The organism is Stenotrophomonas sp. PFBMAA-4, from assembly GCF_030053215.1.
GTDB lineage: Bacteria > Pseudomonadota > Gammaproteobacteria > Xanthomonadales > Xanthomonadaceae > Stenotrophomonas.
In genome coordinates, this window is the sequence record NZ_JASGBW010000021.1 from 1 (window position 1) to 13,404 (window position 13,404).

A 13,404-nucleotide genomic window follows, 5' to 3' on the forward strand; every position below is an offset into this window, starting at 1 on the left:
GTACGGCCACCTTCGCGGATTGCGAAGCGCAGGCCGGCGTCCATGGCGACCGGGTTGATCAGGGTGACAACCATCTTGATGTTGTCGCCCGGCATCACCATCTCGACGCCTTCCGGCAGCTCAACCGCACCGGTGATGTCGGTGGTACGGAAGTAGAACTGCGGACGGTAGCCCTTGAAGAACGGGGTGTGACGGCCGCCTTCGTCCTTCGACAGCACGTAGACTTCGGCGTCGAACTTGGTGTGCGGCTTGATCGAACCCGGCTTGGCCAGGACCTGGCCACGCTCGACGTCGTCACGCTTGGTGCCGCGCAGCAGCAGACCGGCGTTGTCGCCTGCCTGGCCCTGGTCCAGCAGCTTGCGGAACATTTCGACGCCGGTCACGGTGGTCTTCTGAACCGGACGGATGCCGACGATTTCGATTTCTTCGCCGACCTTGATCACGCCGCGCTCGATACGACCGGTCACCACGGTGCCGCGGCCCGAGATCGAGAACACGTCTTCCACCGGCATCAGGAACGGCTTGTCGACGTCACGCTCCGGGGTCGGGATCCAGCTGTCGAGAGCATCGACCAGCTTGATCACGGCCGGCACGCCGATGTCGCTCTGGTCGCCTTCCAGCGCCAGGCGGGCCGAACCCGAGATGATCGGGGTGTCGTCGCCCGGGAAGTCGTACTTGCTCAGCAGCTCGCGGACTTCCATTTCGACCAGTTCCAGCAGCTCGGCATCGTCAACCATGTCGGCCTTGTTCAGGAACACGACGATGTACGGCACGCCGACCTGACGCGACAGCAGGATGTGCTCGCGGGTCTGCGGCATCGGGCCGTCAGCGGCCGAGCACACCAGGATCGCGCCGTCCATCTGGGCGGCACCGGTGATCATGTTCTTGACGTAGTCAGCGTGGCCCGGGCAATCGACGTGGGCGTAGTGACGGGTGGTGGATTCGTATTCGACGTGCGCGGTCGAGATCGTGATACCACGAGCCTTCTCTTCCGGAGCGGCGTCGATCGCCGAGTAATCCTTGAACTCGCCGCCGAAGCGCTCGGCGCCGATCTTGGTCAGCGCGGCGGTCAGCGTGGTCTTACCATGATCGACGTGACCGATGGTGCCGACGTTGACGTGCGGCTTGGTGCGCTCGAACTTACCCTTTGCCATTGTTGTATCCCTTGATTGTCGTAAGTGTTTTCAGGAGAGGCTGAGCGAGGCTCAGCCCTTCTTCATGACGGCTTCGGCGATGTTGTTCGGCGCCGGCTCGTAATGGTCGAATTCCATGGTGAAGGTGGCGCGGCCCTGGGTCTGCGAACGCAGCGCAGTGGCGTAACCGAACATTTCACCCAGCGGGATCATCGCGTTGATGATCGAAGCGGAGCCGTCACCGGTGGTGTCGGAACCCTGCAGCACGCCGCGACGACGGCTCACGTCGCCCATCACGTCACCCTGGTAATCCTCCGGGGTCACGATCTCGACCTTCATGATCGGCTCCAGCAGCACCGGCTTGGCCTTGGCGAAGCCCTGCTTGAAGGCCATCGACGATGCCAGCTTGAACGCCATTTCCGAGGAGTCGACGTCGTGGTACGAACCGAAGACCAGCTTGACCTTCACGTCCACCACCGGGAAGCCAGCCAGCGGACCGCTGGTGATGGTTTCGCGCAGGCCCTTTTCGATCGAAGGAATGAATTCCTTCGGAATCACGCCGCCGGTGATGTCATTGACGAACAGGAAGTCGTCCTTGATCAGCGGAGCGATCTTCGCATCGGCGCGGTCTTCAGCGGTGATCGGCGACAGCTCGATCACGACGTGACCGTACTGACCCTTACCACCGGACTGCTTGGCGTGCTTGTAGTCCGACTTGACGTCGGCCAGGGTGATGGTTTCGCGGTAGGCAACCTGCGGCGCGCCGACGTTGGCTTCAACGTTGAACTCGCGCTTCAGGCGGTCGACGATGATGTCCAGGTGCAGCTCGCCCATGCCCGAGATGATGGTCTGGCCGGATTCTTCGTCGGTCTTGACGCGGAACGACGGATCTTCCTGCGCCAGACGGCCCAGGGCCAGACCCATCTTTTCCTGGTCCGACTTGGTCTTCGGCTCGACAGCCATCGAGATCACCGGTTCCGGGAACGTCATGCGCTCCAGGATGATCGGCTGGTCGATCGAGCACAGGGTGTCACCGGTGGTGGTGTCCTTCAGGCCCACGGCAGCGGCGATGTCACCGGCCAGAACTTCCTTGATTTCTTCGCGGTTGTTCGAATGCATCTGCAGGATGCGGCCGATGCGCTCCTTCTTGCCCTTCACCGAGTTCAGGACGGTGTCGCCACCGTTCAGGGTGCCCGAGTAGACACGGAAGAAGGTCAGCGCGCCGACGAACGGGTCGGTGATGATCTTGAAGGCCAGCGACGAGAACGGAGCCTTGTCGTCGGACTTGCGGGTCATGGCGACGTTTTCGTCATCCACGTCGGTACCGGTCACGTCCGGCACGTCGACCGGCGACGGCAGCAGCTGGATCACGCCGTCGAGCATGGCCTGCACGCCCTTGTTCTTGAACGCCGAACCGCAGTACATCGGGACGATTTCGGTAGCCAGGGTACGGGTACGCAGCGCGTTGATGATTTCGGCCTCGGCCAGCTCTTCGCCGCCCAGGTACTTTTCCATCAGCTCTTCGCTGGCTTCTGCCGCGGTTTCGATCATGTAGGTACGGGCTTCTTCAGCCTTTTCCTGCAGGTCGGCCGGGATTTCGCCGTACTCGAACTTCATGCCCTGCGAGGCTTCATCCCAATGGATGGCCTTCATCTTCAGCAGGTCGACGACGCCCTTGAAGCCGTCTTCGGCACCGATCGGCAGCTGCATCGGCACGGCGACAGCGCCGAGCTTGGCCTTCAGCTGGTCACGGACCTTGTAGAAGTTGGCGCCGGTGCGGTCCATCTTGTTGACGAACGCAATGCGCGGCACCTTGTAACGGTTGGCCTGGCGCCACACGGTTTCCGACTGCGGCTGCACGCCACCGACGGCACACAGCACGAACACCGCGCCATCGAGCACGCGCAGCGAACGCTCGACTTCGATGGTGAAGTCGACGTGCCCGGGGGTGTCGATGATGTTGAAGCGGTGCTCCGGCAGGGACTTGTCCATGCCCTTCCAGAACGCGGTGGTGGCAGCGGACTGGATCGTGATGCCACGCTCCTGCTCCTGCTCCATCCAGTCCATGGTGGCGGCGCCGTCGTGCACTTCACCGATCTTGTGGCTCTTGCCGGTGTAGAACAGGATGCGCTCGGACGTGGTGGTCTTGCCGGCATCGATGTGAGCCATGATGCCGAAGTTACGGTAACGCTCGATGGGAGTGGAACGGGCCACGGGGAGCCTCTCAGATTTCTTGGATTTCGGATGGCCGAACGCCGCCTTGCGGCGGCCTTCGGATTGGCGCAGCCCTTCCGGGGCCGCGAGGCAGCACCGATGTGGTGCTGCCCTGCCTGTTTTACAAGGCCGTCAAACTCACCAGCGGTAGTGGGCGAAGGCCTTGTTGGCTTCGGCCATGCGGTGGGTTTCTTCGCGCTTCTTGATGGCGCCGCCACGGTTTTCCGAGGCGTCGATCAGTTCAGCAGCCAGCTTCTTCGGCATGGTGTTCTCACCACGCTTGCGCGCGGAGTCGATCAGCCAGCGCATGGCCAGAGCCATCTTGCGCGATGCACGCACTTCGACCGGCACCTGGTAGGTGGCACCACCGACACGGCGCGACTTGACTTCGACCGACGGAGCGACGTTGTCCAGAGCCTTCTGCACCAGCTCGATCGAGTTGGCGTTCTTCTCGGCGATGACGTCCATGGCACCGTACACGATCTTCTCAGCGACGGACTTCTTGCCGCTCAGCATGACCATGTTGATGAAACGGGCGATGGTTTCGCTTCCGTGCTTCGGATCCGGCAGGACGGAACGCTGCGGAGTATTACCCTTACGCGACATAGTGGTCTCTCCTTATGCCTTCGGACGCTTGGCGCCGTACTTGGAACGGGCCTGGCGACGCTTGGCAACGCCGGCGGCGTCGAGCGAGCCACGAACGGTGTGGTAACGCACACCCGGCAGATCCTTGACGCGACCGCCACGGATCAGGACCACGGAGTGCTCCTGCAGGTTGTGGCCTTCGCCGCCGATGTAGGAAATGACTTCTTCCTGGTTGGTCAGGCGGACCTTGGCAACCTTGCGGAGAGCCGAGTTCGGCTTCTTCGGGGTGGTGGTGTAAACGCGCGTGCAGACGCCACGGCGCTGCGGGCACTTGTCGAGCGCCGGCGAGGCACTCTTGTACGTAGTAGCTTGCCGCGGCTTGCGGACCAGCTGGTTGATCGTCGCCATCAGTAGGTTCTTCTGATTGGTGGCCGGAAATCCGGCCAGAGATGCGGAAATGTTAAAGCAGGCCAAAATTCTGGCCTGCTGAGACAGACGATTGTAGCAACCTGTCAGGAAAGCAGTCAAACGCCTCCTGTCAAGCCCGTTCCTGATCCTGGAACGTTACTGGGGAGCCTCCGTGCACCCCGTTCAGGTTGGCCGGGAGGATCGCGGACGATCCCCCCTGCCCTTTCCCAATGGCCGACCGGTGCAGTCGAGCAAGCTCGACTCTACCGGCCGGACCTGATACCTCATTCTTCGCCGGACGCCTGTTCAGCTTCGGCTTCAACGGCCGGAGCTTCGACGGCCGCCGGGGTGCCGGTCAGGGCCTGCATCTCCGAGTCGGTGAGACCCGAAGCGCCGCGGCGGCGGCTGCTGTGGTACGACAGACCGGTACCGGCCGGGATCAGACGGCCGACGATGACGTTTTCCTTCAGGCCGCGCAGGTTGTCCTTGGTGCCGCGGACGGCAGCTTCGGTCAGCACGCGGGTGGTTTCCTGGAACGAAGCGGCCGAGATGAACGATTCGGTCGCCAGCGATGCCTTGGTGATACCCAGCAGGACCGGATCGAAGTGCGCCGGCAGCTCGTTGCGGGTCGACAGGCGCGCATTCTCCTCGATTACGCGCTGGCGCTCCACCTGTTCGCCGTTCAGGAACTTGCTGCTGCCCTGGTCGGTGATCTCGACCTTGCGCAGCATCTGGCGGGTGATGACCTCGATGTGCTTGTCGTTGATCTTCACGCCCTGCAGGCGGTACACGTCCTGGATTTCCTTCACCAGGTAGGCAGCCAGCGGTTCGACACCCAGCAGGCGCAGGATGTCCTGCGGGCTCGGCTCGCCGTCCACGATGGTTTCACCCTTGGTGACATGCTCGCCTTCGAACACGATGACCTGGCGGTACTTCGGGATCAGCTCTTCGTGTTCCGAACCATCGGTGTCCTTGATGATCAGGCGCTGCTTGCCCTTGGTGTCCTTGCCGAAGCTGATGATGCCCGAACGCTCGGCCAGCACCGCCGGATCCTTCGGCTTGCGGGCTTCGAACAGATCGGCCACGCGCGGCAGACCACCGGTGATGTCGCGGGTCTTCGACGCTTCCTGCGGGATCTTGGCGACCACGTCGCCCACGCCCACTGCGGCGCCGTCCTGCAGGTTGACGATCGAACGCGGCGGCAGCAGGTACTGCGCCGGCAGATCGGTGCCCGGGATGGACAGGTCGTTGCCCTTGGCGTCGACGATGCGCACGATCGGGCGCAGGTCCTTGGCCTGGGCACCACGACGCTTCGGATCGGTGATTTCACGCGAGGCCAGGCCGGTCAGCTCATCGGTCTTCTCGATGACGGTGATGCCGTCGACGAAGTCGATGAAGCGGATGAAGCCGGCAACTTCCGACACGATCGGGTGGTTATGCGGATCCCAGTTGGCCACGGTCTGGCCAGCCTTGATCGCATCACCGTCCTTCGAGGTGATGGTCGCACCGTACGGCAGCTTGTAACGCTCACGCTCGCGGCCGTGGGCATCGAGCACCGAGATTTCGCCCGAACGCGACACTGCCACCAGCGAGCCGTTGGCGTGCTCGACCGACTTGAGGTTGCTGAACTTGACCGAGCCGGTGGTCTTGACGGTGATGTTGTCGACCGCAGCAGCTCGCGACGCCGCACCACCGATGTGGAACGTACGCATGGTCAGCTGGGTACCCGGCTCACCGATGGACTGGGCAGCGATGACGCCGACCGCTTCACCGATGTTGACCAGGTGGCCACGGGCCAGATCGCGGCCGTAGCAGCGACCGCAGACACCGAAGGCCGATTCGCACGAGATCGTCGAACGCACCTTGATGCTCTGTACGCCGGCGTCTTCCAGCTTGGCGACCCAGGCTTCGTCCAGCAGGGTGTTGCGGGTGACGATCGGATCTTCGTCGTTGCCCGGCAGGAACACGTCCTCGGCAACCACGCGACCCAGCACGCGATCCTTCAGCGGCTCGACCACGTCGCCGCCTTCCACGATCGGGGTCATGATCAGGCCTTCGGTGGTACCGCAATCCACCTCGGTGATGACCACGTCCTGCGCGACGTCGACCAGACGACGGGTCAGGTAACCCGAGTTCGCGGTCTTCAGTGCGGTATCGGCCAGACCCTTACGGGCACCGTGGGTGGAGTTGAAGTACTCCTGCACGTTCAGGCCTTCGCGGAAGTTCGCCTTGATGGGCGTCTCGATGATCGAGCCGTCCGGACGCGCCATCAGGCCGCGCATACCGGCCAGCTGACGGATCTGGGCCTGCGAACCACGCGCACCGGAGTCGGCCATGATGTACAGCGAGTTCATCGACTTCTGGTCGATGGTCTCGCCCTTGGCATTGACGACCTTCTCGGTACCGATGGTGTCCATCATCGCCTTGGCGATGCGCTCATTGGTGCGCGACCAGATGTCGACCACCTTGTTGTAGCGCTCGCCGGCGGTGACCAGGCCCGACTGGTACTGCTCCTGGATTTCCAGCACTTCGGCTTCGGCCTCGGTGAGGATGCCCTTCTTCTCGTCCGGGATCAGCATGTCGTCGATGCCGATGGAGACGCCGGCGCGGGTCGCGTAAGCGAAGCCGGTGTACATCAGCTTGTCGGCGAACACGACCGTGTCCTTCAGGCCCAGCTGGCGGTAGCTGGAGTTGATCAGGCGGCTGATGTTCTTCTTGGTCAGCTCGGTGTTGGCCAGCGCGAACGGCAGGCCTTCCGGCAGGATTTCAGCCAGCAGGGCGCGACCGATCGTGGTGTCCACGATCGAGGTCTTGTTCTGCTTGTTGCCTTCTTCGTCGGTAACCACTTCGGTGATGCGGACCTTGACGCGTGCGTGCAGTTCCACCACGCGGTTGTCGTAGGCGCGCTTCACTTCGGCGATGTTGGCGAAGGCCATGCCCTCGCCCTTCTTGTTTTCCAGCGAGCGGGTCATGTAGTACAGACCCAGCACGACGTCCTGCGACGGCACGATGATCGGCTCGCCGTTGGCCGGCGACAGGATGTTGTTGGTCGACATCATCAGCGCACGCGCTTCCAGCTGGGCTTCCAGCGAGAGCGGCACGTGGACGGCCATCTGGTCACCGTCGAAGTCGGCGTTGAACGCGGTGCAGACCAGCGGGTGCAGCTGGATGGCCTTGCCTTCGATCAGCACCGGCTCGAACGCCTGGATGCCCAGGCGGTGCAGGGTCGGCGCACGGTTCAGCATGACCGGATGTTCGCGGATGACCTCTTCCAGGATGTCCCAGACTTCGGCTTCTTCGCGCTCGACCAGCTTCTTGGCGGCCTTGATGGTGGTGGCCAGGCCACGACGCTGCAGCTTGGCGAAGACGAACGGCTTGAACAGCTCGAGCGCCATCTTCTTCGGCAGGCCGCACTGGTGCAGGCGCAGGTACGGGCCGACCACGATGACCGAACGGCCCGAGTAGTCGACGCGCTTGCCCAGCAGGTTCTGGCGGAAGCGGCCCTGCTTGCCCTTGATCATGTCGGCCAGCGACTTCAGCGGGCGCTTGTTGGTGCCGGTGATGGCACGGCCGCGACGGCCGTTGTCCAGCAGCGCATCGACCGATTCCTGCAGCATGCGCTTTTCATTGCGCACGATGATGTCCGGCGCGCTCAGTTCGAGCAGGCGGCGCAGGCGGTTGTTGCGGTTGATGACGCGGCGGTACAGGTCGTTCAGGTCGGAGGTCGCGAAGCGGCCACCGTCCAGCGGGACCAGCGGACGCAGGTCCGGCGGCAGCACCGGCAGCACGGTCATGACCATCCATTCCGGACGGTTGCCCGATTCCAGGAAGGCTTCGATCAGCTTGATGCGCTTGGTGAGGCGCTTGAGCTTGGTTTCCGAACCGGTTGCGGCGATTTCCTCGCGCAGGCGGGTCATTTCCGACTGCAGGTCGATCGTGCGCAGCAGTTCGTACACGGCCTCGGCGCCCATGGCGGCGTCGAAGTCGTCACCGTGTTCCTGGCGGGCGGTCAGGTACTGTTCTTCGGTCAGCAGCTGGCGGCGCTCCAGGGCGGTCAGGCCCGGCTCGGTCACCACGTAGGCTTCGAAGTACAGCACGCGCTCGATGTCACGCAGGGTCATGTCCAGCATCAGGCCGATGCGCGACGGCAGCGACTTGAGGAACCAGATGTGCGCGACCGGCGAGGCCAGGTCGATGTGGCCCATGCGCTCGCGGCGCACCTTGGCCAGGGTCACTTCGGTGCCGCACTTTTCGCAGACCACGCCGCGGTGCTTCATGCGCTTGTACTTGCCGCACAGGCACTCGTAGTCCTTGACCGGCCCGAAGATGGCGGCGCAGAACAGGCCGTCACGCTCCGGCTTGAAGGTACGGTAGTTGATGGTTTCCGGCTTCTTCACTTCGCCGAAGGACCACGAACGGATCAGGTCCGGCGAGGCCAGCGCGATCTTGATCGCGTCGAAGTCCAGCGTCTGGCGCTGCTGGTTGAAGAGGTTGAGCAGGTCTTTCATGGTGTTCTCCAGAAGGAGGAATGCTGTGTCGATGGGCTTTCAGTTGACTGCCAGCGGCGCGGCGGCGGACCGCCGCGCCGGCATGGATCAGTTGTCTTCCAGTTCCATGTTGATGGCCAGCGAGCGGATTTCCTTCACGAGGACGTTGAAGGATTCCGGCATGCCCGCGACCATCTCGTGCTCACCGTCGACGATGTTCTTGTACATCTGGTTGCGGCCCTGCACGTCATCGGACTTCACCGTCAGCATTTCCTGCAGGGTGTAGGCCGCGCCGTAGGCTTCCAGCGCCCAGACTTCCATTTCACCGAAGCGCTGGCCACCGAACTGCGCCTTGCCGCCCAGCGGCTGCTGGGTGACGAGCGAGTACGGACCGGTCGAACGGGCGTGCATCTTGTCGTCGACCAGGTGGTTCAGCTTCAGGTAGTGCATGTAACCCACGGTGGTGTGGCGATCGAACGCTTCACCGGTGCGGCCGTCATACAGCTGGGTCTGGCCACTGCTCGGCAGGTCGGCCAGTTCCAGCATGCGCTTGATTTCCGCTTCGGTGGCGCCGTCGAACACCGGGGTGGCCATCGGCACGCCGTCGGTGAGGTTACGGGCCAGACGCAGCAGTTCCTCGTCGCTGAACTGCGACAGGTCGACACGGTTGGCCACGTTGGTGTCGTCGTGGTTGTAGATGTCGTCCAGGAACTTGCGCAGGTCGGCAACCGCAGCCTGGGCTTCCATCATCGCCTGGATCTTGCGACCCAGGCCCTTGGCTGCCCAGCCCAGGTGCACTTCCAGGATCTGGCCGATGTTCATGCGCGACGGCACGCCCAGCGGGTTCAGCACGATGTCCACGGTTTCACCCGAGGCCATGTACGGCATGTCCTCGACCGGCACCACGTTGGAGACCACACCCTTGTTGCCGTGGCGGCCTGCCATCTTGTCGCCCGGCTGGATGCGGCGCTTCACGGCCAGGAAGACCTTGACCATCTTCAGCACGCCCGGGGCGAGGTCGTCGCCGGCGGTGATCTTGCCGCGCTTGTCGGCGAAGCGACGCTCGAATTCCTTCTCGTGCGCCTGGATCTGCTTCTGTGCGCGCTCGATGGCTTCCGAAGCGTCCTCGTCCTTCATGCGCAGGGCGAACCAGTCAGCCTTCTTCAGGCCGTCCAGGTAGGCGTCGGAGATGACGTCGCCCTTCTTCAGGCCGGCACCACCGTTGACCACCTTGCCCACGATCTGCGAACGCAGACGCATGTAGATGGCGGCTTCGAGGATGCGGAACTGGTCGTCGAAGTCCTTCTTGACGCGCTTGATTTCAGACTCTTCGATCTGGCGGGCGCGCTTGTCCTTCTCGATGCCGTCGCGGGTGAAGACCTGCACGTCGATGACGGTGCCGTCCATGCCCGGCGGAACGCGCAGCGAGCTGTCCTTAACGTCCGAAGCCTTCTCGCCGAAGATCGCGCGCAGCAGCTTCTCTTCCGGGGTCAGCTGGCTTTCGCCCTTCGGGGTGACCTTGCCGACCATGATGTCGCCGGCACGAACTTCCGCACCGATGTACACCACGCCGCTTTCGTCCAGGCGGTTCAGCGCCTGCTCGGAAACGTTCGGGATGTCGGCGGAGATTTCCTCCGGCCCCAGCTTGGTGTCACGCGCGACGCAGGTCAGCTCTTCGATGTGGATCGTGGTGTAGCGATCCTCTTCCACCACGCGCTCGGAGAGCAGGATGGAGTCTTCGAAGTTGTAGCCGTTCCACGGCATGAACGCGATCAGCATGTTCTGGCCCAGGGCCAGTTCGCCGATGTCGGTGGACGGACCGTCGGCCAGCACGTCGCCGCGGGCGATGATGTCACCCACCTGGACCAGCGGACGCTGGTTGATGCAGGTGTTCTGGTTCGAGCGGGTGTACTTGACCAGGTTGTAGATGTCGACGCCGGCGTCGGTGGCACCGACGATTTCTTCCTCGACCACCTTGACCACGATGCGAGCGGCGTCGATCTGCACGATCTCGCCACCACGACGGGCGTTGACGGTCACACCGGAGTCACGCGCCACGGCGCGCTCGATGCCGGTACCGACCAGCGGCTTCTGCGCACGCAGGGTCGGCACGGCCTGACGCTGCATGTTCGCGCCCATCAGTGCGCGGTTTGCGTCATCGTGCTCCAGGAACGGAACCAGCGCGGCCGCGATCGACACGGTCTGCATCGGCGAGACGTCCATGAAGTGGACTTCCGCCGGCGGCTTCAGCAGCGATTCGCCCTGGAAACGGCAGGGAACGAACTGCTCGGTCAGCACGCTGTCGGCATTGGTCAGGGCGTTGGCCTGCGCAATGACGTACTCGTTTTCTTCGATGGCCGACAGGAATTCGACTTCGTCGTACACCTTGCCGTCCACGACCTTGCGGTACGGGGTCTCGAGGAAACCGTACTTGTTGGTGCGGGCGTACACGGCCAGCGAGTTGATCAGGCCGATGTTCGGGCCTTCCGGCGTTTCGATGGTGCAGACGCGGCCGTAATGGGTCGGGTGCACGTCGCGCACTTCGAAGCCGGCGCGCTCACGGGTCAGGCCGCCCGGGCCGAGGGCCGAGACGCGACGCTTGTGGGTCACTTCCGACAGCGGGTTGTTCTGATCCATGAACTGCGACAGCTGCGAGGAGCCGAAGAACTCCTTGATGGCAGCGGCGACCGGCTTGGCGTTGATCAGCTCCTGCGGGGTCAGGCCTTCCGACTCGGCCATCGACAGGCGTTCCTTGACCGCGCGCTCGACGCGGACCAGGCCGACGCGGAACACGTTCTCGGCCATTTCGCCGACCGAACGCACGCGACGGTTGCCCAGGTGATCGATGTCATCGACCACGCCGCGACCATTGCGGATCTCGGTCAGGACCTTGATCACGTCCAGGATGTCGGAGCTGTCGCCGTGGGCGCCGACCAGGCGCTTGGACTCTTCGTCGTTGCGCTCACCAAAGTACTTGCTGTCGTACAGCACGGCTTCGCCGGTGGTTTCCTTGCGGCCCACGCGACGGTTGAACTTCATGCGGCCGACCGCGGACAGGTCGTAGCGCTCGAAGGTGAAGAACAGGTTGTGGAACAGGTTCTGCGCGGCATCCTTGGTCGGCGGCTCGCCCGGACGCATCATGCGGTAGATTTCGACCAGGGCTTCCAGCTGGGTCTTGGTCGGATCGATGCGCAGGGTGTTGGACAGGTACGGGCCACGATCCAGGTCGTTCACCCACAGGGTGCCCACCGCATCGACGCCGGCCTTGCGGAAGTTCTGCAGCTGCTCGTCGCTGATCTCGTCGTTGGCCTGGGCCAGCAGTTCGCCGGTCGAGGCATCGACCACGTCGTGCGACAGGATGCGGCCGACGATGTAGTCGTCCGGCACGGCCAGGGCGGCGATGCCCGAGGCTTCCAGCTGCTTGATGTGGCGCGCGGTGATGCGCTTGCCGGCTTCCACGATGACCTTGTCGCCGTCGGCGAGGTCGAAGCCCAGGGTTTCGCCACGCAGGCGCTCCGGCACCAGCTCCAGCTGGACGCCTTCATCCGGGTTGATGTGGAAGGTGTTGATCTCGAAGAACTCGGCCAGCATCTCTTCGTTGCTGTAGCCAAGCGCGCGCAGCAGGATCGACACCGGCAGCTTGCGGCGACGGTCGATACGGGTGAACAGCGCGTCCTTCGGGTCGAACTCGAAGTCCAGCCAGGAACCGCGGTAAGGAATGATGCGGGCGCTGTACAGCAGCTTGCCCGAGCTGTGGGTCTTGCCACGGTCGTGGTCGAAGAACACGCCCGGCGAACGGTGCAGCTGCGAGACGATGACGCGCTCGGTGCCGTTGACGATGAAGGTGCCGTTCTCGGTCATCAGCGGGATTTCGCCCAGATAGACCTCCTGCTCCTTCACGTACTTGATGGCCTTGGTCGACGACTCGCGGTCGTAGATGACCAGGCGCACGGTCACGCGCAGCGGCGCACCGTAGCTCATGCCACGCTGACGGCACTCACGCTCGTCGAAGACCGGCTCGCCGAGCTTGTAGCCGACGTATTCCAGGGCGGCATTGCCGCTGTAGCTGGCGATCGGGAAGACCGACTTCAGCGCAGCGTGCAGGCCGTAATCGGCGCGCTTGGCCGGATCGATGTTTTCCTGCAGGAAATCACGGTAGGAATCCACCTGGATGGCCAGCAGGAACGGCACTTCGAGGATCGAGCGCTGCTTGCCGAAATCCTTGCGGATACGCTTTTTTTCGGTGAACGAATAGGACGTCATGAGGTCTTCCACCTTGTTGTGCGGGCCGTGCGCCCACGACCCGAAGGGAACTTGAAATTGTCAGTTGGAAGTCGCTGGTATTGCCGGCACCAGCACGCCTTCTCCCGCTACTTCCAACTGCCAACTCGTCTGCATCTACTGCCCTGCCGCCGCGCGAGGCGCTGGCTGGCGAGGTTGTGACCGCAGCCCGTGTTGGGCTTTTTCTGCTTTTGAACCGGTAGAGTCGACTGTTAGTCGACTTCCTTCACAGCAGTCGACTAACAGTCGACTCTACAACACCGCAACAACGACCAAAGGCCGGGGGCTTACGCCCC

The 13,404-nt window shown here is 63.3% G+C and carries 6 protein-coding genes; all 6 read right to left on the minus strand.

Annotation, left to right across the window (positions count from 1 at the left end):
- The coding region (gene tuf, locus QMZ26_RS13680; RefSeq protein WP_283221797.1) for an elongation factor Tu at positions 1–1,154 on the minus strand (1,154 nt) is incomplete at its 3' end.
- Between the two features lie 51 nt (positions 1,155–1,205).
- A complete protein-coding gene (fusA, locus tag QMZ26_RS13685) occupies positions 1,206–3,347 on the minus strand; it encodes an elongation factor G (protein ID WP_283221798.1) in 2,142 nt (713 codons plus the stop codon).
- A gap of 138 nt (positions 3,348–3,485) precedes the next feature.
- The gene (gene rpsG / locus QMZ26_RS13690) at positions 3,486–3,953 is read right to left on the minus strand and encodes a 30S ribosomal protein S7 (protein ID WP_079220751.1); all 468 of its coding nucleotides are present in this window, start codon (positions 3,951–3,953) and stop codon (positions 3,486–3,488) included.
- 12 nt (positions 3,954–3,965) lie between these two features.
- Complete coding sequence (rpsL, locus tag QMZ26_RS13695) at positions 3,966–4,340, minus strand: 30S ribosomal protein S12 (protein ID WP_004145320.1); 375 nt, start codon at positions 4,338–4,340, stop codon at positions 3,966–3,968.
- 284 nt (positions 4,341–4,624) lie between these two features.
- Positions 4,625–8,848: a DNA-directed RNA polymerase subunit beta' gene (rpoC, locus tag QMZ26_RS13700; RefSeq protein WP_079220750.1), complete on the minus strand. Its 4,224-nt coding sequence runs from the start codon at positions 8,846–8,848 to the stop codon at positions 4,625–4,627.
- Between the two features lie 87 nt (positions 8,849–8,935).
- The gene (rpoB, locus tag QMZ26_RS13705; protein ID WP_283221799.1) at positions 8,936–13,090 is read right to left on the minus strand and encodes a DNA-directed RNA polymerase subunit beta; all 4,155 of its coding nucleotides are present in this window, start codon (positions 13,088–13,090) and stop codon (positions 8,936–8,938) included.
- Positions 13,091–13,404: the final 314 nt, after the last annotated feature.

What these genes read in the sequence shown, in the direction of transcription:
- rpsG (WP_079220751.1), bottom strand. Translation starts at nt 3,953, where the DNA reads ATGTCGCGTAAGGGTAATACTCCGCAGCGTTCCGTCCTGCCGGATCCG.
- rpsL (WP_004145320.1), bottom strand. Translation starts at nt 4,340, where the DNA reads ATGGCGACGATCAACCAGCTGGTCCGCAAGCCGCGGCAAGCTACTACG.
- rpoC (WP_079220750.1), bottom strand. Translation starts at nt 8,848, where the DNA reads ATGAAAGACCTGCTCAACCTCTTCAACCAGCAGCGCCAGACGCTGGAC.
- rpoB (WP_283221799.1), bottom strand. Translation starts at nt 13,090, where the DNA reads ATGACGTCCTATTCGTTCACCGAAAAAAAGCGTATCCGCAAGGATTTC.